Raw genomic sequence first — 20,258 nt, 5'->3', positions numbered from 1 at the left:
GCAATGGCGAAGCGTCAACTCAAGCTCGGCGCATTCATGCGGCCGATCAGCATTCACACCGGCGCCTGGCGCTATCCCGGGGCCTGGCCCGACGCCAATTTCAACTTCGACCATATCAAGCAGCTGATCCGGAAGCTCGAGGCCGGCAAGTTCGACGCCTTCTTCATGGCCGACCATCTGGCCGTGCTGAACATGCCGATCAATGCGCTGAAGCGCAGCCACACCGTGACCTCGTTCGAGCCGTTCACGCTGCTCTCGGCGCTGGCAGCCGTCACCGAAAATATCGGCCTGATCGCAACCGGCTCGACCACCTTCGACGAGCCCTATCACGTCGCACGGCGCTTCGCCTCGCTCGACCACATCTCCGGCGGCCGCGCCGGCTGGAATATCGTCACCACATCCAATCCGGACGCGGCGCTGAATTTCGGGCTCGACGACCACATGGAGCATGCCGAGCGCTACAAGCGCGCCCGCGAGTTCTACGACGTCGTCACCGGCCTGTGGGATTCCTTCGCCGACGATGCCTTCGTGCGCGATGTCGAGTCCGGGCTGTTCGTCGATCCCGACAAGATGCATGTGCTCAATCACAAGGGCAAATATCTCTCGGTCCGCGGCCCGCTGAACATCGCCCGCCCGGTGCAAGGCTGGCCGGTCATCGTGCAGGCCGGTGCATCCGATGACGGCAGGCAGCTTGCGGCCGAGACGGCGGAAGCCGTGTTCACCGGCGGCGGCAGCCTCGCCGACGGACAGAAGCTCTATGCCGACATCAAGGGTCGCATGGAGACCATCGGCCGCGATCCCGAGCATCTGAAGATCCTGCCCGGCGCCTTCGTGGTGGTCGGCGACAGCGTCGAGGAAGCCAAGGAGAAGCGCGCGCTGCTCGACAGCCGCGTGCACTACGACAGCGCGATCGCCTCGCTCTCGGTGATCCTCGGCACCGACGCGTCCGGCTTCGATCCCGACGGGCAATTGCCGCCGATCCCGGAAACCAATGCCAGCAAGAGCGGGCGGCAGCGGCTCGTCGATGTCGCCGCGCGCGACAAGCTCACCGTGCGCCAGCTCGCGCAGCGCGTCGGCGGTTATGGCGGGCTCGCCTTCGTCGGCACGCCGCAGACCATCGCCGACCAGATGGAGGAATGGCTGGAGGGGCGTGGCAGTGATGGGTTCAACATCATGTTCCCCTATCTGCCGCAGGGCCTGTTCGACTTCGTCGACAGGGTCGTTCCCGAGTTGCAGAAGCGCGGGATTTTCCGGAAGGAGTACGAGGGACGGACGCTGCGCGAGAATTTGGGCCTGCCAAGGCCGAAAAATCAGTTCTTCGAGGGGTAATTGACCCGGAATCGGGGTGGTTTTGGCTCGGAAATCCTTGACTTTGAGCGGTTTGCAGCTAGTTTCCCGGCCAAACGCGGGCCGATTTGGCCGGCTCCCGATATCCCCCGATTTTCGAGGTTTTGCACATGGCCAAGGCGGTCACCATCAAGGTCAAGCTCGTGTCGACGGCCGACACCGGCTTCTATTACGTTGCCAAGAAGAATTCGCGCACCATGACCGACAAGCTGGTCAAGAAGAAGTACGACCCGGTCGCGCGCAAGCACGTCGAGTTCAAGGAATCCAAGATCAAGTAAGATCGCTTGCTTTCGGTGTTCGAACGGGGCCCTCGCGGCCCCGTTTTTGCTTTGTAGCCAAGCGTCATCCCGCATGTTTCCCGGGCAAGCCTCGGGCGCAGGGCTCACATGATCGCAAGCTTGGACGAGGGAAACGTCGGCGGCTACTCGGTCGCGTACGGCCGCGAGGACATCTACTTTCCGGTCTATGCCACGGCCGCCCTGGCCGCGATCTTTCTGACCGCGACCTGGATCACCGGCGCGATCTATTGGCTGGCGCCGGCAGCGGCGGCTGGCGGCTTCACCTATTACAACATTCCCCTGCTGGAGGCCGGTCGTCCGACCATTGGGGCCAACCAGTACGGCATTTTCATCCAGGCCTTCGGGCTGATCCGCTGGCGCGCCATCACGCGCATCGACCTCGTCGAGATCGCCGAGCGCGCGATGACCGTTCACGAGTTGCAGATCGCACTCAGCGGGCCGCTCGGCAGCGCGCTGGTGGCCGATTGGCGCAAGCGGCCGGCCTATCGGCTCCTGATGCGCCTGCCATGGCGCATGGACCATCGTGGCGTGGTCCGCGTCGATCTCGAGCCATTCGACCGGACGCCCGACGAGATCCACCGGACGTTCCTCAGAATGTGGCGCTACTACCGCAGCTAGCGGCCGCGGAACGCCTCATCGGGCAGATGCGCGTCCGCGATGCGTGCATCTGGATTGTGCGTGATGGTCATGAACCAAACGAGGCTGAAGAACAGCGACCACGCTGTGTTCCAATAGAACCAGTTCATCGGATCACCTCGAACAGCTTTGATCCGCGCCGGCCGGCGAAGATCGCCGGCCGTGCGGAATGCCGCCAAAGTCTACTGCACGACCTCGCCGTGCAGTGCCAGATCCAACCCTTCGCGCTCGATATCCCGTGTGACGCGAAGCCCGACGAAGAGATTGATCACGAACAGGATGATCAGGCTCACGACGGCATCATACACGAAAACCGTCGCGACGCCGATGCACTGATTGAGAAACTGTCCGGCATTTCCCTCCAGAACCCCGGCCGTTCCGCCATACTGCTCGACCGCGAAAACGCCGGTCAGCAGCGCCCCGACGATGCCGCCGAGGGCGTGGACGCCGAAGCAGTCCAGCGCATCGTCGTAGCTGAACATGCGCTTCAAGCCGGTGCATCCCCAGTAGCAGCAGACACCGGCGGCGATGCCGATGGCGAAGGCGCCGACCGGCCCGACGAATCCGGAGGCCGGCGTGATCGCGACGAGGCCCGCAACGGCCCCCGAGCAGATGCCGACGACGGTCGGCTTGCCCTTCAACGCCCATTCCACCAGCATCCAGGTGAAGCCCGCCACAGCGGTCGCGATCTGGGTCACCAGCATCGCCATGCCCGCCTGCATTCCAGCCGTGACAGCGGAGCCGGCATTGAAGCCGAACCAGCCGACCCATAACAACGATGCGCCGATGAAGGTCAGCACCATGTTGTGCGCCGGCCCCGTCTCGACGCGCTTGCCGAGCATGATGGCGCACATCAGGCCGGCGACGCCGGCATTGATGTGGACGACGGTTCCGCCGGCGAAATCGAGAACCTTGACATACGCAGCATCGTTACCCGCGGAGAATATGCCGTCGGGCCCCCAGACCCAATGCGCGATCGGCGCGTAGACGAAGATCGCCCACAGCCCGATGAACCAGAGCATCGCGGAGAACTTCATCCGCTCGGCGAACGCGCCGGCGATCAGCGCTGGCGTGATGATGGCGAACGTCATCTGGAAGCAGATGTAGACGGACTCGGGGATGGTCGCGGCGAGTGGATTGGGATTGCCGATGCCACCCTTGCCGATGTCGCTCAGGATGTCCTTGAGGAACATGCGATCCAGGCCGCCGATAAACGGCGTGCCGGCGCGAAACGCCAGACTGTAGGTCAGGACCGCAAACAGGATCGTGACCAGGCAGGTGACGGCGAAGCTGGTCATCACGGTATCGCCGACATTCTTCTTGCGCACCATGCCGCCGTAGAACAGGCCGAGGCCCGGGATCGTCATCATCAGGACGAGCGCGACTGACGTAAGCATCCAGGCGGTGTCGCCGGAATTCGGCGTGCATTTCTCGAGAATCTTGCCGCCGCAGGCCGGCGGCGCCGCCGCATCCTCAGCCAGCGCCAGGTTGCTGAACAACAGGCAGAGAAACGCCACTCCCAGCAGCGCAACCATGATTCTCACGAGCTTCGGGCGCGTGTATGTCGCAGACTCCATCATCGTCCTCCCATCACAAGAAATGCTGGTGTTCGGAATGGGCGCAGCGCGTTCCGGCGCCGGCGACGCTGAAAGCGCGAAGCAGCGAAGTCGCTGCGGCATCAGGCCGGATGCGAGGCACAACGGGCCACTGCTCAGCGGCGCGGCGAAGGCCGTGGTGCGCGGATGGCGGGAGAATGACGGCGACTAGCCTCATCGTGGCCAGCCCTTCCCATAGGTCCCCACGCCGGAATCCGCAGCGACGGCTTCCGGCACGATTTGTAGCCAATTCAATCAAGATTCGTGCCACCGGTGCATGCCGATCAACACGTTGAACACACTACAAATTCGATCCGCGCGCAGAACGGCTTCGCGCTCCACTGCACGTTCTCGCAGCAAGCCTTCGATGGAAAATTAGGCAGCAACCGGCGACTGCCCACGCATGGGGCAGTTGCCGGTTTACCGGGATCGGAAGCTATGCGGCCTTGAGCACCGGCGGTTGCGCCGGCCGGATCAGTGCGAAGGCAAGCTGGATGATGCCGCCGGCGAGGCCGAGCGCAACGCCGATCCGCCAGGCCATCGTGTAGGAGCCGAGCGAGTCGTAGATCACCCCTCCTCCGTACGCGCCGAGGAAGCTGCCGACCTGGTGGCTCATGAAGGCAAGACCCTGGATCATCGCCTGCCAACGCAGCCCGAACATCTCGGCCACCGCGCCCGCGACCAGCGGACCGACGCCCATCCAGAGGAAGCCCATGATGGCGCCGAACAGCAGCGTCGAGCCCGGCGTCGCCGGCAGCATGAAGTACCAGGCGAGTGCCAGCGAACGCAGGATGTAGATCCCGCCCAGCAGCGCCAGCTTGTTCCAGCGCTGGCCGGCCCAGCCGAAGAACAGCGAGCCCAGCACGTTGAAGCCGCCGATCATGCCGAGCGTCTGCGCGCTCAGCATCGGGTCGAGCCCGCAGATCGCCAGATAGGACGGCAAATGCGTGGTGAGGAAGACGAGCTGCATGCCGCAGACCATGTAGGCACAGGTCATCACCACGAAGGATGCGTTGCCGAACGCAGTCTTGGCCGCGGTCGCCGCAGTCGCATTGCCGATATCGTCGGCCGCCGGCTTCGGCAGCGGAATCTTGTCGACGCGACCGGCATACAACGCGGCGGGAATCATCCCGATCGACAGGATCACGAATCCGGCAAGTCCGACGCGCCAGCCAAAACCTTCATTGAGCATCTGGCCGATCGGCGCCGACAGCAGTGCACCGAGCGAGCCCGCGGCGGAGACCATGCCGAGCACGGTCGAGCGCGCCGTCTCCGACACCGCGCGCGCCGCGACCGACATGGCGATCGCATTCGCGGTGCAGGCGAGCGAAAGGCCGATCAGCACACCGGCGCCGATCATGATGCCGACGAGCCCATGCGCCGTCGTCATCAGCACGAGGCCGGCGATATAGGCCAGCGCACCGACCACCATGATCGGGCGGAAGCCGTAACGCACCGTCATCGCGCCTGCGAGCGGCTGCAGAAAGCCCCAGGCGAGGTTCTGCACGGCGAGCGCCAGCGTGAAATGCGACACCGAGATACCGATGTCGTGCGTCAGCGGCTGCATGAAGATGCCGAGGCTCTGCCGCAGCCCCATGCTCAGCGTGAGCATGATGGAGGCACCGATCAGAATGGGAAGCGTGGGACGCAGGACCTGCAGCAGGGGCATTGTTCTTGTTCTCCCATGACGGCGCGGCACGAGTGCCATGGCCTGCGATTCACGCATGTTTTGGTTACACAGACCTGTGTACTTAGGCTATACAGGAGACCAACTGTCAAGCGAAGAGGATCACGGCCGGCGCATGGCTTCCCCGCCTCCCAAACAGACCATGAAAGAGCGGATCCTCGAGACCGCCGACAAACTGTTTTACCTGCAGGGCATTCGCGCCATCGGCGTGGACACCATCGCGGCCGAGATCGGTATCAGCAAGCGCACGCTCTACAATCACTTCCCGTCGAAGGACGCGCTGATCGAGGCCTATCTGCAGCACCGCTTCGTACAGCCCCGTCCCTCGGGCAAGCCGCCGGCCGAGCAGATTCTCGCGACCTTCGATTCGCTGGAGCGGCGCTTCTCGGCAAAGGACTTTCGGGGCTGCCCGTTCGTCAACGCGGTAGCCGAACTCGGTCCGGAGGACGAGGACCGCACCTTCCGGAATATCGCAATTGCCTTCAAGGAAAGCCGCCGGGTCTGGTTTCGCGATCTGCTGCGGCAGCTCGGCGTCGCCGATGCCGAGGGACTTGCGACCCAGCTCACGCTCTTGGTCGACGGCTCGATCGCGCAGGACCTGGTGCGCGACGATCCGGCAATGGCGCGCGCGGCCAAGGAAGCCGCCCGTGTGCTGCTGACGAACGCAGGGGTCAAGGTTGAGAGCCCGGCGCCTGCGGACAAGAAGCGCACCTGATAAATCCGGTTGCGTAGGCAAGTCCGGTTTGGTTGTTAGCGTTGACGGCATGCGACGGCATTTCCATCTGCATATTCCGTCCGGCGAGATTGACGGCGACCGCACGACAAACTGCGGCACAACTGGGGAACGATCATGGAAGATCTGAAGGTGACGGCCACCGGCTACGATTTCGCGCCGGCGCGCGCCGCCATGCAGCGCTATATCGACAACGATCTTCTGTCCGGCATCTCCTGGACAGTTCTGGTCGGGCGCGACGTCGCCGACACGGGCTGCGTCGGATGGGCCGACAAGGAAGCGCAAACGCCGCTGCGCACCGACCACATCTTCCGGGTCTTCTCGAACACCAAACTGATCACCTCCTGCGCGGCGCTGTTGCTGTTTGAGGACGGCCGCTTCCGGCTCGACGACCCGATCGAGACCTTCATTCCGCAACTCGGAAACCGCAGGGTGTTGCGCCCGGGCGCGACGTCGATCGATGACACCGAGCCGGCGCAAAGTTCGATCACCATCCGCCAGTTGCTGAGCCACAGCGCCGGCTTGAGCTACGGCTTCTTCGATCCCGGCACCGTCATCTTCAAGGCGCTGAACGAGCGCGGCGTGCACAACCCGAATACGACCTTGGCTCAGATGGTGGATGTGCTGGCCGATCTGCCGCTGATCTATCAGCCGGGCACGTCGTGGGAATACTCGCTCGCGATCGACGTGATCGCACGCCTCGTGGAAGTCGTCAGCGGCCAGCGCTTCGACAATTTCATCAAGGCGCGCATCCTCGATCCGCTCGGCATGGTCGATACCGGCTTCGTCGTCCCCGAACAGGACCAGCGTCGCCTCGTCGCGTACTACGCGGGGGCGGACCTCATGGAGCCGATGAAACCCGGCCTCACCCGCACCGACAATGCGCCCTTCCCCGGCGCCTATCTGCGCCCGATCGCGAGGCTCAATGGCGGCGGTGGCCTGGTCTCGACGCTGCCCGACATGGTTGCACTGATCCGCAGCCTGCTGCCGGGAGGACCGACGCTGCTGAAGCCGGACACGATCGCCGCGATGACGTCCAATCAGTTGCCCGAAGGACAGTGGATCCGCTTCGCGATGATGGGCGAACAGCCCGGCAAGGCGCACGGACTTGCCGGTGGTCTGATCCTCAACCCCTCGCCGATCGATCATCCCGATGCGGCCGGCGAATTCTACTGGGGCGGCGTCGCAGGCACGCAGTGGTGGATTTCTCCCAAAAAGGGCATCGCCGGCGTGATGATGGCGCAGCGTCAGATGGCGTTCGTCCATCCATTCTCGTTCGAGTTCAAGAGAATGGCGTATGACGCAGTGAGGCACGGGCGTTAGCGTTCCTGTCGTCGCCCGCGAAGGCGGGCGACCCAGTATTCCAGAGGCGGTGACGCTCGAGACGTGAGGCCGCGGCGTACTGGATACCCCGCTTTCGCGGGGTATGACGACTGTTGATACGGAGAGTGCGACGCGCGCTACGCCGCGGCCGAGACCACGCGGTTGCGGCCGTCGTGCTTGGCGCGATAGAGCGCGGTGTCGGCGCGCTTGAGCACGTCGGAGACCTGCTCGCCCTTGCGCTCCAGCGTGGTGAGCCCGATCGAGATCGTGACCGTAATCCGTTTGCCGCCCTTGTCGACGGCAAACGGCTCACCCGCGATCGAGCGGCGCAGCCGCTCGGCGACCATGCCGGCGACGTGCAGATCGGTCTCCGGCATCACGATCACGAACTCCTCGCCGCCATAGCGGCAGGCGAGATCGATGCCGCGGATCGACTTGCGGATGCGAACGGCGAATTCGCGCAGCACATCGTCGCCGGCGTCGTGGCCGTAGGTGTCGTTGATCGCCTTGAAGTAATCGATGTCGAGGATCATCAGCGCCAGCGGCTTGCCGCGGATCGAGGCCTGCTCCGCCAGCGTCGCGAGATGGTTCTCCATGTAGCGCCGGTTGTTGAGACCGGTCAGCGCATCCGTGATCGCCATCTCGATCGAGTTCTGCACGTTGTCACGCAGATGATCGGTGTAGCGGCGGCGGCGGATCTGGGTGCGCGCACGCGCCAGCAATTCGTTCTTGTCGACCGGACGCAGCAGGTAGTCGTTGACGCCGATCTCGAGCCCGCGCATCAGCCGCGCGTTGTTGTCGGCATCTGAAATCGCGAGGATCGGAACCTGGCGCGTGCGCTCGAGCGAGCGGGCCTGGCTGCACAGGCGCAGGCCGTCGAAATTGTCGAGGCTGAGCGACACGATAAGGAGGTCGTAGTTGCCCTCGGCGGCGTGGAACAGGGCTTCCGACGGATTGGTCTCGACGTCGACGGTGTGCTCGGCGGAGAGAATCGGGGCCAGCTTCTCGTAGGATGACGGCCGGTCGTCGACCAGCAGGATGCGGCCGCCGGTGCCCTTGTCGGCGATCGCGCTGCGCTCGGGCGCCTGCATGCCGATCTCGAGCGAGGTGATGGCGCGCATGCGCAGCTCGTCGGTCATCATCTTCAGCCGCGTCAGCGAGCGCACGCGCGCGATCAGCACGACGTCGGACACCGGCTTGGTCAGGAAATCATCCGCGCCGGACTCCAGCCCGCGCACGCGATCGGCAGGACTGTCGAGCGCGGTGACGATGACGACGGGAATGAAATGGGTCGCCGGATTCGACTTCAGCCGGCGACAGACCTCGAAACCATCCATATCCGGCATCATGACGTCGAGCAGGATGATGTCGCATTCGGCGCGTGCACAGATTTCCAGCGCCTCGGTCCCGTTGGAAGCGGTCAGCACATCGAAATATTCGGCCGACAGACGGGCTTCCAACAGCTTGACGTTCGCCGGAACGTCATCGACGACGAGGATACGCGCGGACATTGCACCACAACTCCCCTATCCGATAAAGCGTCGGACAGTCTCAATAAATTTTCCGACCGAGATCGGCTTGGACAAATAGGCTTCGCAGCCGCCCTCGCGGATGCGTTCTTCGTCGCCCTTCATGGCGAAGGCGGTGACCGCGACCACCGGAATCGTGCGCAGATCGGGATCGTCCTTGATCCAGCGCGTGACTTCGAGGCCGGAAACCTGGGGCAGCTGAATATCCATCAGGATGAGGTCGGGGCGCAGCTTGCGGACGAGATCGAGCGCTTCGAAGCCATTGCTGGTACCCGAAGTCTGATAGCCGTGCGCTTCCAACAGATCGCGAAAGAGCTTCATGTTGAGCTCGTTGTCCTCCACGATCAGGACGGTTTTGGCCATCCCGTCCCTCCCAGACTTAGGAAACAGGCCCGGCTGCGGCACCTCACGCACCGCGCGCGGAGCGCGTCGAAAATGTGAATTCAAACTAGCGCCAGAATCGCTCTAACCCGTTAACCCGAAAGTCCAACTTCCGTAGCGTGGTTTCCGTTGCTTGAACACACGCGGAAGACTCGGGCATGATGGGTCTCTCAATAGAGACCATAAGTTAACGGAAAGGCAAACCGGCGCGTTGAAAAAGCCTGTTCACAACCCGCGGGAAGTCGCTGAAATCGTTGCGATTCAGGCGCTCGGCTTCATTGCCGGCGATCCCGAGCGGCTGGGCTTGTTCCTGGCTGAAACCGGAATCGGTCCGGAGACGCTGCGGAACGCGGCGTCCAATCCTCAATTTCTTGCGAGCGTGCTCGATTTCGTGATGCGTGACGATGCCACCGTGAAGGCATTCGCCGCGGCCTCCGAGTTGCACCCGACCAACATCGCTGCCGCCCACCAGGCGCTGGGTGACCCGAGATGGGAGCGCGACGTGCCGTGACGACGGCAGCGGCGGCATCCGACGGCCCCCTCAGTTTCTGCCGAGACTGCCTCGGCGATCTCGATATCAAGGTGAAGCGATGCGGCCATTGCGGCTCGCCGCGGCTGGTCCGGCATCGCACCCTGCCCGCGCTGGCGCTGGCGCATATCGATTGCGACGCGTTCTACGCCACCGTCGAGAAGCGCGACAATCCCGAGATCGCCGACCGCCCGGTCGTCATCGGCGGCGGCAAGCGCGGCGTGGTGTCGGCCGCCTGCTACATCGCGCGCACCTACGGCGTCCGTTCCGCGATGCCGATGTTCAAGGCGCTGGAACTCTGCCCGGATGCGACCGTGATCTCACCGGACATGGCGAAATATGTCCGGGTCGGGCGCGAGGTGCGGCACGCGATGCAGGCGCTGACGCCGCTGGTCGAGCCGTTGTCGATCGACGAAGCGTTCCTCGATCTCTCCGGCACGCAGCGCGTCCACGGCATGATCCCGGCCAAGGTGCTCGCCAAATTCGCCCGCGACGTCGAGCGCGACATCGGCATCACAGTGTCGGTCGGGCTGTCCTGCAACAAGTTCCTCGCCAAGATCGCCTCCGACCTCGACAAGCCCAGGGGCTTCGCCACGCTCGACCAGGACGAGGCGCGCGAGATGCTGGCAAGCAAGCCGGTCGGCTTCATCTACGGCGTCGGCCCGGCGACGCAGGAGAAGCTCGTGCAGCGCGGCTTCCGCGTCATCGCCGATTTGCAGCGCGCCGACGAGAACGAACTGATGAAGCAGTTCGCGAGCGAAGGCCGCAGGTTGTGGCGGCTGGCGCGCGGCATCGACGACCGCAGCGTGGTACCCGACCGCGGCGCCAAGACCATTTCGAGCGAGACCACCTTCGAGACCGACATCCGCGATTTTGCGACCCTGGAAAAGCTGCTGTGGAAGCTGTCGGAGAAAACCTCGGCGCGGCTGAAGAGCAGCGACCTCTCCGGCTGCACCATCACACTGAAGCTGAAGACTGCCGATTTCCGCCAGCGCACCCGTTCACAATCGATCCAGACCCCGACCCAGCTTGCCGCAAAGATCTTTGCCGTGACACGCGAGATGCTGGTCAAGGAGATCGACGGTACCGCCTTCCGCCTGATGGGCGCCGGCGTCAGCGCCCTGCGCCCGGGCTCGCAGGCCAACGATTCCGACATGCTCGACCGCCGCTCGGCCCACGCCGAACGCGCAATGGACAATCTGCGCAAGAAGTTCGGCAATGCCGCCGTGATCCGGGGCATCGCCTATGAGGGACCGCAAAAGAACGCGGAGGAGTAAGGCCTCCGTCATTGCGAGCGCAGCGAAGCAATCCACCTTGCCGCTTGCGGCGCTATGGATTGCTTCGTCGCTTCGCTTCTCGCAATGACGGAGAGAGTCTTCTTAATCCGCGACCGCGATCGCCTCGATCTCGATCAGCCACTCCGGGGCCGCGAGCGCGGTGACACCGACGAGCGTAGAGGCCGGCGGCTCCATGCCCTCGAAGAACGCCGAGCGCGCCTTGCCGATGATCGGGCGAAGCTCCGGCTTGTAGCCGACGACGAAGGTCGTGATCTTGACGATGTTGGAATAGCTCGCGCCGGCCGCCTTCAGCGCCGTACCGAGGTTCTGCATCACCTGGGTCGTCTGCGCGGCAAGATCGCCGGCGCCGACCACCCGGCCCTCCTCGTCGGTGGATACCTGTCCGGAAATGTAGATGGTGCGCGCGCCCGAGGCGACTACGACGTGGGAGTAAGCTGGATTGTGATGCAGGCCGCTGGGGCGAAGATGGTCTGATTTGCTCATGATGTGCCTCCCTGAGACGCGTGTTTTGCGAAGCGTACTCGTCTCGGGTGGTTCGGGCCAGAGCAGTGTGGCAAGGTGCGCAGGCTCGCTCCGCCGTCGTCCCGGCGAAGGCCGGGACCCATTACCACAGGGTCGAGTTGTTGAAGCAAACCCTGGCCCCCGCGTCGCGCCAATAATCACCGTCGGTGGCTATGGGTCCCGGCCTTCGCCGGGACGACGCCGAGTGGGTGGCGATCGCCAGTCCCTCACTTGCAGGGTTTGGAATCCCTGACGTCGAACTTGTCGAGCGCGCCCGAGATCACGAAATCGTTGTAATCCAGCACCAGCGCGCGGGAGACGCCGTTCTCGTACAGCTCGAACGACATCGCATACACCGGCGTCTGCTCGCCGTCCTTCGCCCGCGCATCGCTGTCGTAATAGCTCACCGTCACCGGCCAGCGCGTCATGGTTTTCATCGCATCGCTCGCCGTCGACGGATCGGGCGATGAGGGCGCGCGGTCGCCTGCGAGCGGCCGGCCGATCACCGTCAGCGTGTTGTAGACCTTCTCGCCATTGTCGGAGCCGTCATAGACGGTCTGCTCGAGCACCGATTTGCCGTCACGGGCGGCCGCGATGATGTGCTGGATCTGCTCGGTCGGGAACACGATCTTGCCGTCGAGATTGAACGTCTTCTTCACCGGCTGGGTCAGCTTCACGGTGATATGATCGCCGACGCGCTCGGCGATGCCGTCGACCGGAGACGATTCACTGTCGTTCATCCGCGTGTCGATCTTGAAGCGGTAGCTCTTGCCCGACGCATCCTCCCAGGATGAGGAGCGCAGATCTGACAGCGTCACCTTGCCCTCGCCGCTGTCGAGTTCGGAGACCTGGCGGAATTCGGAGGTGTAGCCTTCGCAGGAGTTGCCGGAGAAATTGTAGAGGATGCGCCCGCGCGCATCGCTGACCGAATTGGAGCCGCGCGATTTCACGAGGCTGAGATCGTACAGCGCCTGATGCGCGAGAAACGGACCGCTAGCCGTAGCGGCGGCGGACCCATGAACCAGACTGGATCCTGCGGCTACCGCGATCGTGAGCACCAGGGCACGCGACGGATTCCCAAACGGCAAGGTCATGGCTTTCCTCAAGGAGGCAGGGATTCGCCACAATAGTGACGGTGGTATTGCGCCGCAACTGGGGCAGGTTTTACAAAATTGCAATGTGCGCAGCAAAAATGCCGTCATTTTCGGCAATTTTTCGTGCGATTCCGCATGTCACGGCGCCACTCCGCGTACCCTTACAGTCGCTTGCAACCGGCGGCACGATGCGCGAAACAATCGACACAAGCTTGGCCCTGACCGCGTTTCAAGCTTTCGTGCAATCCAATTGGGGAACAAAGATGGCGGGTACCGTCGAACAGAAACTGGCGTCACAGGGCATCACACTTCCTGAACCGACCGCCCCGGTCGCAAACTATGTCCCCTTCGTCCGCAGCGGAAACCTGCTGTTCGTCTCGGGCCAGGTCTGCTTCAACGCCGAAGGCAAGCTGATCGCCAAGGGCAAGTTAGGGGCCGGCGTCACGCTCGAGCAAGGCGTCGCCGCGGCGCAAGGCTGTGCGATCAACCTGCTGGCCCAGGTCAAGGCGGCGCTCGGCGATCTCGACAAGGTCGTGCGCGTGGTGCGGCTCGGCGGCTTCATCAACTCGGCGCCCGATTTCTTCGACGGACCGAAGGTCCTGAACGGCGCCTCCGACCTGATGGTCGCGGCGTTCGGCGACAAGGGCCGGCATGCCCGCACCACCGTCGGCGTTGCCTCGCTGCCCGCGGACGCCGCGGTCGAGGTCGAAGGCGTGTTCGAAGTCGCCTGATCGTGCGCGCCCCTGATTGGCTGACGAAACGGCCGGTCGCCCACCGCGGCCTGCATGATGCCGCACGCGGTATCATCGAGAACATGCCGGCCGCGGCCAACGCTGCGGTTGCCGGCAACTTCGCCATCGAGTGCGATATCCAGCTCACCGCCGATGGCGAGGCGATGGTGCATCATGACGATGCGCTCGGTCGCCTCACCGAAGGTTCGGGCCTGCTCGCGACCAAGACCGCGGCCGAGCTGAAAGCAGTCAAGTTCAAGAACACGTCCGAGCAGATGATGACGCTCGGCGACCTCTGTGCGCTGGTCGCCGGCCGCGTTCCGCTGGTGGTCGAGGTGAAGAGCCATTTCGACGGCGACCGCAGGCTGGTAGCCCGGATGGCCGAGGTGCTGGCGTCCTATTCCGGCCCTGTCGTCGGCATGTCCTTTGATCCCGATCAGGTGCTGGCGTTGCGCGAGACCATGCCGGCCTTGCGGCGCGGCATCACGGCCCAGCGCACCTATGACGACAGCTCATGGACCAAGCTGACACGGGCGCAGCGCGACGGCATGCTGTACCTGCGCCACGGCTTCAGGACCGAGCCGCATTTCGTTGCCTTCTGGGTCAATCAGCTGCCGGCGCCGGCGCCCTGGATCGCCCGCAACGTGTTCGGCTGCCCGCTGCTGGCCTGGACCGTGCGGACCGCGGAACAGCGTGCGCGCGCGGCCCGTTACGCCGATCAGATGATCTTCGAGGGGTTTGTGCCGGGAACCTGACATGTTGCCGGCAGTCTTGAACTCGCTGCTGCAACGCACGATGTTGGCAGTGGTTGGTCGTCATCGGCGATGGCGGAATGCAGAGCATGATCCGGAAGTGGAGCCAGCTGTTCCGGCAAGATCATGCTCAAAAGAGGCACCGGTCTTCATTCTCGATGGCGTCTTCTGAAATTACCCTAGAGGCCGTGGCTGACATCGGCGGCATTCCAGCCGCCGAATGGGACGCCTGCGCCAATCCCAAGGCGGATGCGGACAGCATCCATAACCTCGACACGCTGGCTTCGCCCGCTGCCGCAGGCGATTGCCAGACCGCCGCAAGTTCGAGCTATAACCCCTTCGTTTCCCATGCCTTTTTCGCTGCCGCCGAAGCCTCCAATTCGGCCTGCCCACGGACCGGCTGGGGCCCGCGGCATCTGGTGGCAAAGCTCGACGGCCGGGTCGTCGGCGTCGTGCCCTGCTATCTGAAATCGCACTCGCAGGGCGAATACGTGTTCGATCGAGGCTGGGCCGAGGCCTATCACCGCGCCGGCGGCAGCTACTATCCGAAGCTCCAGGTCTCCGTCCCCTTCACGCCCGCGACCGGGCCGCGGCTTCTGATCCGCGACGGCGTCGACCGCGAAGTGATCGGCTCGGCGCTGGCGCGCGGCCTGCGGGCGCTCTGCAACGCCACCGAAGCCTCCTCGGTCCACGTCACCTTTGCCCGCGAGGACGAGGCAAAGTTTCTCGGCGGGCACGGCTTCCTGCAGCGGACCGACCAGCAGTTCCACTGGCACAATCAGGGCTACACGACCTTCGACGATTTTCTCGGTTCGCTGAACTCCCGTCATCGCAAGGGCATCAAGCGCGAACGCCGCGAGGCGCTTGCGGCCGGGATCACCATCCACTGGCTGACCGGCTCCGACATCACCGAGGACGCGTGGGACGCGTTCTTCGAGTTCTACATGGAGACGGGCTCGCGCAAATGGGGCCGGCCATACCTCACCCGGGAATTCTTCTCGCTGATCGGCGAGAGCATGAGCCGGGATGTCCTGCTTGTCATGGCCAAGCGCAACGGCCGCTGGATCGCCGGTGCGATCAACTTCATCGGCTCGGACACGCTGTTCGGCCGCAACTGGGGCGCGATCGAGCACCACCCGTTCCTGCATTTCGAGGTCTGCTACTATCAGGCGATCGATTTCGCGGTTCAGCGCGGGCTCAAGGTGGTCGAGGCCGGCGCGCAGGGCGAGCACAAGCTGGCGCGCGGCTACCTGCCGCAGACGACGCACTCGGCGCATTTCATCGCCGATCCGGGATTGCGCCGCGCCATCGCCGATTACCTCAAGCGCGAGCGCGATTACGTCGCCGAAGTCGGCCGCGAGCTCACCGAGGCCGGTCCGTTCCGGAAGACCGTCGAGGACGACGCTTGACGTTTCAGCCGCGACCGGGACATTAGCCTTCTAAAAAATCGAGGAGCCGCCGCCATGCCCGCCGCCTATGACAACAACAATCCCTTCGCAAAGATCCTGCGCGGCGAGTTTCCCTGCTACAAGGTCTATGAGAACGAGCACGTGCTCGCTTTCCTCGACATCATGCCGCGCTCGCCCGGGCATACGCTGGTGATCCCGAAGGCCCCTGCCCGCAACATCCTCGACATCACGCCCGACGACTACGCCCATGTCGCGCGCGCCGCGCACAAGATCGCCGCTGCATCGATGAAGGCGTTCGAGGCCGACGGCATCACCGTGCAGCAGTTCAACGAGCCCGCCGGCGGCCAGGTCGTCTTCCATCTCCACATGCACGTGATGCCGCGCAAGGATGGCGTCGCGCTGCTGCCGCCCGCGAGCCACAAGGAAGACGGCAAGGTGCTGGAGGCGAATGCCGCGAAGCTGATCGCGGCGTTGAAGTGAAGCCATCGGCGTCATTCCGGGGCGATGCGAAGCATCGAACCCGGAATCCATTCCTCCCCAGATATTGAACTAACAAGCGACCGCACTTGCGGTTCGATGGATTCCGGGTTCGTCGCTACGCGACGCCCTCAGGTGCGCAATTGCGCACCGGGGAATGACGACTTACTCCGTCTCGAAATCGCCCGCCTGCGGCGGCGCCAGTGGCGTGAACTCGCAGCGGTCGGGCTTGACGTCGATCAGCGGCGTCTCGTCGAGGCAGTCGAGGCCGCGCACCAGGATGACGTTGCCCTCGACACCGACCAGCTTCACGATCGAGGTGCCGATCGGATTCGGACGCACCGGCGAGCGCAGCGAGAAGGTGCCGCGGGTGTTGCCGTTGTTCTTCGGGCTTTGCAGCACGATGTCGCGGCGCGACTGGTGCAGCCAGTACAGCACCTCGAGATTCGAGTAGAAATCGACGCCCTTGATCGCAGCGACCCACGGCTCGAAAATCTCGAGCCGGCACACCGGACCGTCATGACGCCCCTGTCGCGGCGTCGCCAGCCGTGAGGTCCAGGGCGTTCGGATGCGGCCGATGAACACAAGCCCGGCGTCGCGCGCCGACGGCATGTCGACGGAAACCTCGCCCTGGCGCAATTCCATTTCACGTACCATGTGTCAATCCAGCGATATGTTCAGCGCCTTGACCACGCCCGCCCACCGCGCGCGATCGGCATCCACGAATTTGCCGATCTCCGCCTGGCTCGTCGCGCGCAGCGGCGGAAAGCCGATCCTGACCAGCGAAGCGCGGAACGCCTCGTCGTTCAAGGCCCGATCGAGGCTCGCCTTGATCTTGCCGGCGATCTCGTCAGGCACTTTCGACGGCGCAGCGATACCATACCAGACGCTGACCGCATAATCCGGATAGCCGCTCTCGGCAATCGTCGGCAGATCGGGCAAGTCTGGAATGCGCTCGGTCGAGCTGACGCCGAGTGCGCGCAGCATACCCGATTTGACCGGCGGCAGCGCGGTGCCGAGCGTGTCGAACATCAGCTGGATGTTGCCGGACAGCAAATCCTGCAGCGCGGGTCCGGCGCCCTTGTAGGGCACGTGGGTCATCTCGACGCCGGCCATCTGCTTGAACATTTCGCCGGCGAGATGAACCGTGCCGCCGGTGCCGGCCGAGCCGAAATTGAGCTTGCCGGGATTCGTCTTGGCGTAGGCGACGAACTCCGCGATGGTCTTGGCAGGCACGGCCGGATTCACCTCCATGATCATCGGCGCGTCCGTGATCACAGACAGCAGGCGAAAATCCCTCGCCGGATCGTAGGGCAGCTTCTTGTAGAGCAGCGGATTGAGCACGAAGATCGAGGCCGCCGTCACGAACAACGTGTAGCCGTCGGGATCGGAGCGCGCCACGGCCTCGGCGCCGATCGCGCCCTGCGCGCCGGCCTTGTTCTCGACCACGACCACCTGCTTGAGATCGCGCCCGAGATATTCGCCGACGATGCGGCCCAGCACGTCGGTCGGTCCGCCCGCGGCATAGGGCACGATGAGCTTGATCGGTCGCGTCGGATAGTCGGCGGCGTGCACCGGCAACGCCACCGTCAGCAACGCTGTCAGAGCAACAATGAATAGCGATGATGCGCGCCGCTGCATGCCGTTTCCCCATTGTTTTGTTCTTGGGGAATGAGAGTAGCGGATAATGCGCTCGCCGCAATCAGCCGAGCCAGTATTTGCCCGCAATCACGACGACCTCGCCCACGATCACGCCGGCGAAGATCGATTTCCGCGCCAGCATGAACGCCGCAAAGCCTGCGGCGACGGCGCTGTAGCGCAGCCAGTCCGGCACGCTGGCAAGCGCGCCCGGCGGCTGCACCACGATCTGCGCAATGATCCCGGCGAGGATCGCGGTGGCGACCGCCCTCACCCAGACCAGCAGCTCGGAATTCTCGTCGATGCCGCCGCCGAACCACAGGCCGAGCATGCGCCAGATCTGGTTGGGGATGACGCCCGCCACGAACAGGATAGCAAGCGCGTGCCAGTCTCCGATGAAGCCGGTCACGCGCGCGCCCTCACGATGCCCGCCCTCGCCCGGTGCACGCCATAGGCGATTGTTCCCGCGACGACGCCGCTGACCAGGATATCGACGCCGCTGTTCAGCATCGCGGCCAGCGGGAACAGCAAGAGCCCGAGCACCAGCGCGATGACGTCGGCGAGCTCGCGGCAGTTGCGCGCAGTGGAGAACAGAAACGCAAGCGGCGTCAGCATCAGCATGCCGGCGGCCAGTAGCGGGGTGAGGTTGGCCGCGAGCGCATAGCCGATCGTGTTGGCGATCAGGCAGACCGAGACCAGCCCCAAGCCGAGCCCGTGGATGAAGGCGATCCGCCGGTTGCGCGGCACCTGCGGCAGGAAGCGGTAGCATTCGACCCACAGCGTCACCGCGGTGAGATGCGCCACCAGGATCAGATGCCGGCGCTTGGTCTGTTCGGTGCGCATCAACGGCAACACCGAGACCACCATCGGAAACAGCCTGATCGCGCTGACGGTGACCGCGATCGCCGATTGCAGCACGGTGGCGCCGGAGCCGAGCGTCGTGATCACGATGATCTGCGCGGGCCCCGCCCACACGAACGCGGTGCTCGCCAGGGTCCAGCCGAGCGAGAAGCCGGAATCATGCGCCAGCGCGCCGATGCCGAGATAGGTCGCAAACAGCACGAGGGTCAGTACCGTCGCGCCGATCGATCGCGCGCCCCACAGGAAGGCGCGGAACGAAGTCTGCCATTGCGGAGAATCGAGCGGAGGAAGCGCCACGGGGAGCCGGATGGTTTTGTAATGTCGGCGGCTTAGGGCGCTGACAACGCAGGGTCAAGCAAGTGGCTGCACAGGGCCGGTATGCAGTAGCCCCAAGCGTCATTGCGAGGAGCGTAGCGACGAAGCAATCCATCTATCTATCCGTTCCGCGGAAGCATGGATTGCTTCGCTTCGCTCGCAATGACGCGGAGAGATCACGCCCGGTTCTTCAGCACGAAGCACGCGCCGCCCGCCTTGCGGATGCGGCTGCACAGGCCGTCGGCTTCGGGGCGCGTGTCGGCGCCGATGCGCACCTGGTAGAACGTCGCGCTGCCGCGGCTGCGCAGCCGTGAGCCGAGCAGGCTCGGATCCTGATCGCCGATCACGTTCGACAACCGCTTCATGGCGCGGGCATACATCGCCAGCGCCTTGTCGCGGCTGAAGCCGGCGGCGAGCTGCACGCCCCACACCTTGGCCGCCGACAGCGTGATGTGCTGTTCGAGCCCGGCCACGAACGGATTGGGCGCGCGCTTCAACAGCGCCATCAGCTCGCGGCAGCTCTTGGTCGGCGGACGCTCCGGCATCTTGCCCTTGTTGCGGGCGGCAGCAGCCCAGTCGTCGACGCTGGAGCCGGTGATGGCGGAGACGTAGTTGCGCGTCTCCTGCGGCATGTATCCGGAGCCGGCGAGCCAGTCCTGGATCCGGCGCGGGCCGGCATTGTAGGCGGCGGCCGCAAGGCCGAGATTGCCGAACTGGTTGCGCAGCTCGCTGAGGAATTCCGCCGACTTCGGCAGCGCCTGCACCGGATCGAGCGGATCGAGCAACCCGCGCTCGTTTGCGGTGCCCGGCATGAACTGCGCGATGCCCTGCGCACGCTGGCCGCTCCGGGTCATGGGACCGACCGCATCGGCCTGGAAGCGGCTCTCCTGCCAGATCACGCGCGCGAAGAACTCGAGCGGCAGATCGTTCGCCCGCGCCGCCGACTCGATCATCAGGCACATCGCCTCGCGGGTGTCGCTCTCACGCGCATCATCCGCGGGCTTGTCGGTTGCCGCCGCGGGCTTCTCGACAGGTGCCGCGGGGGCCTCCGCAGGAGGCGCAGCAGATTTCTCGGCCGATGGAGAGGCCTGCCCTGCCGCCGGTGGCGCAGCCGGCTCGGCCG

At 64.5% G+C, this 20,258-nt stretch carries 23 protein-coding genes; 11 read left to right on the top strand and 12 right to left on the bottom strand.

Annotated features, from left to right (window positions below; all coding sequences use genetic code 11):
* Positions 1-3 precede the first annotated feature (3 nt).
* From H8A92_RS13250 to H8A92_RS13240, 3 genes are all read left to right on the top strand, one after another.
* Positions 4-1,329, top strand: a complete 1,326-nt coding sequence (locus H8A92_RS13250; RefSeq protein WP_229196220.1) for an LLM class flavin-dependent oxidoreductase — start codon at positions 4-6, stop codon at positions 1,327-1,329.
* Between the two features lie 128 nt (positions 1,330-1,457).
* Positions 1,458-1,625 carry a 50S ribosomal protein L33 gene (gene rpmG / locus H8A92_RS13245; RefSeq protein WP_027537094.1) on the top strand — a complete coding sequence of 56 codons (168 nt, stop codon included), beginning with the start codon at positions 1,458-1,460 and terminating at the stop codon, positions 1,623-1,625.
* 108 nt (positions 1,626-1,733) lie between these two features.
* The gene (locus H8A92_RS13240; protein ID WP_163149876.1) at positions 1,734-2,264 is read left to right on the top strand and encodes a hypothetical protein; all 531 of its coding nucleotides are present in this window, start codon (positions 1,734-1,736) and stop codon (positions 2,262-2,264) included.
* Here the strand turns inward: H8A92_RS13240 and H8A92_RS40710 are convergent.
* From H8A92_RS40710 to H8A92_RS13230, 3 genes are all read right to left on the bottom strand, one after another.
* Positions 2,261-2,392, bottom strand: coding sequence for an inositol phosphorylceramide synthase regulatory subunit KEI1 (locus H8A92_RS40710; RefSeq protein WP_249795536.1), 132 nt, complete (start codon positions 2,390-2,392; stop codon positions 2,261-2,263). The genes H8A92_RS13240 and H8A92_RS40710 overlap by 4 nt on opposite strands.
* 72 nt (positions 2,393-2,464) lie before the next feature.
* The gene (locus H8A92_RS13235) at positions 2,465-3,862 is read right to left on the bottom strand and encodes an ammonium transporter (protein ID WP_274613354.1); all 1,398 of its coding nucleotides are present in this window, start codon (positions 3,860-3,862) and stop codon (positions 2,465-2,467) included.
* Positions 3,863-4,313: 451 nt separating this feature from the next.
* Complete coding sequence (locus tag H8A92_RS13230; RefSeq protein ID WP_229196218.1) at positions 4,314-5,546, bottom strand: MFS transporter; 1,233 nt, start codon at positions 5,544-5,546, stop codon at positions 4,314-4,316.
* A gap of 133 nt (positions 5,547-5,679) precedes the next feature.
* Between H8A92_RS13230 and H8A92_RS13225 the strand changes: the two genes are divergently transcribed.
* Entirely contained in the window at positions 5,680-6,279 is a 600-nt protein-coding gene (locus H8A92_RS13225; protein WP_229196217.1) for a TetR/AcrR family transcriptional regulator, read from the top strand.
* 135 nt (positions 6,280-6,414) lie between these two features.
* The gene (locus H8A92_RS13220) at positions 6,415-7,620 is read left to right on the top strand and encodes a serine hydrolase domain-containing protein (RefSeq protein WP_229196216.1); all 1,206 of its coding nucleotides are present in this window, start codon (positions 6,415-6,417) and stop codon (positions 7,618-7,620) included.
* Between the two features lie 137 nt (positions 7,621-7,757).
* Here H8A92_RS13220 and H8A92_RS13215 read toward each other — a convergent pair whose 3' ends face one another.
* The gene (locus H8A92_RS13215; protein ID WP_229196215.1) at positions 7,758-9,131 is read right to left on the bottom strand and encodes a PleD family two-component system response regulator; all 1,374 of its coding nucleotides are present in this window, start codon (positions 9,129-9,131) and stop codon (positions 7,758-7,760) included.
* Positions 9,132-9,146: 15 nt separating this feature from the next.
* On the bottom strand, positions 9,147-9,512 hold the full coding sequence (locus H8A92_RS13210) for a response regulator (RefSeq protein ID WP_016845968.1): 366 nt from the start codon (positions 9,510-9,512) through the stop codon (positions 9,147-9,149).
* A 229-nt stretch (positions 9,513-9,741) separates the two neighbouring features.
* Here H8A92_RS13210 and H8A92_RS13205 point away from each other — a divergent pair, with 229 nt between their 5' ends.
* Positions 9,742-10,041 carry a DUF3572 domain-containing protein gene (locus H8A92_RS13205; RefSeq protein ID WP_076858046.1) on the top strand — a complete coding sequence of 100 codons (300 nt, stop codon included), beginning with the start codon at positions 9,742-9,744 and terminating at the stop codon, positions 10,039-10,041.
* Positions 10,020-11,336 (top strand): DNA polymerase IV, encoded by a 1,317-nt coding sequence (locus H8A92_RS13200; RefSeq protein WP_229196214.1) that lies wholly within the window; start codon positions 10,020-10,022, stop codon positions 11,334-11,336. Before H8A92_RS13205 ends, H8A92_RS13200 begins: the two co-directional genes overlap by 22 nt.
* Positions 11,337-11,438: 102 nt before the next feature.
* Here H8A92_RS13200 and H8A92_RS13195 read toward each other — a convergent pair whose 3' ends face one another.
* The gene (locus H8A92_RS13195) at positions 11,439-11,840 is read right to left on the bottom strand and encodes a RidA family protein (RefSeq protein WP_229196213.1); all 402 of its coding nucleotides are present in this window, start codon (positions 11,838-11,840) and stop codon (positions 11,439-11,441) included.
* A gap of 245 nt (positions 11,841-12,085) precedes the next feature.
* Entirely contained in the window at positions 12,086-12,952 is an 867-nt protein-coding gene (locus tag H8A92_RS13190; RefSeq protein WP_229196212.1) for a cell envelope integrity EipB family protein, read from the bottom strand.
* A 263-nt stretch (positions 12,953-13,215) separates the two neighbouring features.
* Between H8A92_RS13190 and H8A92_RS13185 the strand changes: the two genes are divergently transcribed.
* The 4 genes from H8A92_RS13185 to H8A92_RS13170 all read left to right on the top strand — a co-directional run bounded on the left by H8A92_RS13185 (position 13,216) and on the right by H8A92_RS13170 (position 16,324).
* The gene (locus H8A92_RS13185; protein ID WP_229196210.1) at positions 13,216-13,683 is read left to right on the top strand and encodes a RidA family protein; all 468 of its coding nucleotides are present in this window, start codon (positions 13,216-13,218) and stop codon (positions 13,681-13,683) included.
* Positions 13,684-13,685: 2 nt separating this feature from the next.
* Positions 13,686-14,438 carry a glycerophosphodiester phosphodiesterase family protein gene (locus H8A92_RS13180; RefSeq protein ID WP_229196208.1) on the top strand — a complete coding sequence of 251 codons (753 nt, stop codon included), beginning with the start codon at positions 13,686-13,688 and terminating at the stop codon, positions 14,436-14,438.
* 155 nt (positions 14,439-14,593) lie between these two features.
* Positions 14,594-15,844: a GNAT family N-acetyltransferase gene (locus H8A92_RS13175; protein WP_229196207.1), complete on the top strand. Its 1,251-nt coding sequence runs from the start codon at positions 14,594-14,596 to the stop codon at positions 15,842-15,844.
* Between the two features lie 54 nt (positions 15,845-15,898).
* Positions 15,899-16,324, top strand: coding sequence for an HIT family protein (locus H8A92_RS13170; RefSeq protein WP_076858058.1), 426 nt, complete (start codon positions 15,899-15,901; stop codon positions 16,322-16,324).
* Between the two features lie 162 nt (positions 16,325-16,486).
* Here the strand turns inward: H8A92_RS13170 and tsaA are convergent, their stop codons facing one another.
* The 5 genes from tsaA to H8A92_RS13145 all read right to left on the bottom strand — a co-directional run.
* On the bottom strand, positions 16,487-16,978 hold the full coding sequence (gene tsaA, locus H8A92_RS13165) for a tRNA (N6-threonylcarbamoyladenosine(37)-N6)-methyltransferase TrmO (RefSeq protein WP_229196205.1): 492 nt from the start codon (positions 16,976-16,978) through the stop codon (positions 16,487-16,489).
* 3 nt (positions 16,979-16,981) lie between these two features.
* Entirely contained in the window at positions 16,982-17,962 is a 981-nt protein-coding gene (locus H8A92_RS13160) for a Bug family tripartite tricarboxylate transporter substrate binding protein (RefSeq protein ID WP_229196203.1), read from the bottom strand.
* A 61-nt stretch (positions 17,963-18,023) separates the two neighbouring features.
* Positions 18,024-18,368 carry an AzlD domain-containing protein gene (locus H8A92_RS13155; protein ID WP_229196202.1) on the bottom strand — a complete coding sequence of 115 codons (345 nt, stop codon included), beginning with the start codon at positions 18,366-18,368 and terminating at the stop codon, positions 18,024-18,026.
* Entirely contained in the window at positions 18,365-19,117 is a 753-nt protein-coding gene (locus H8A92_RS13150; RefSeq protein ID WP_229196201.1) for an AzlC family ABC transporter permease, read from the bottom strand. The genes H8A92_RS13155 and H8A92_RS13150 overlap by 4 nt, the downstream gene beginning before the upstream one ends.
* 194 nt (positions 19,118-19,311) lie before the next feature.
* Positions 19,312-20,258, bottom strand: a 947-nt coding sequence (locus H8A92_RS13145) for a lytic transglycosylase domain-containing protein (protein ID WP_229196200.1), incomplete at its 5' end; no start/stop codon positions are given.

The sequence above is a fragment of the Bradyrhizobium acaciae genome, from assembly GCF_020889785.1.
Classification (GTDB): Bacteria; Pseudomonadota; Alphaproteobacteria; order Rhizobiales; family Xanthobacteraceae; genus Bradyrhizobium; species Bradyrhizobium acaciae.
The sequence above is the reverse complement of the archived record's forward strand: the minus strand, read 5'-3'. Positions and strand labels throughout refer to the sequence as shown.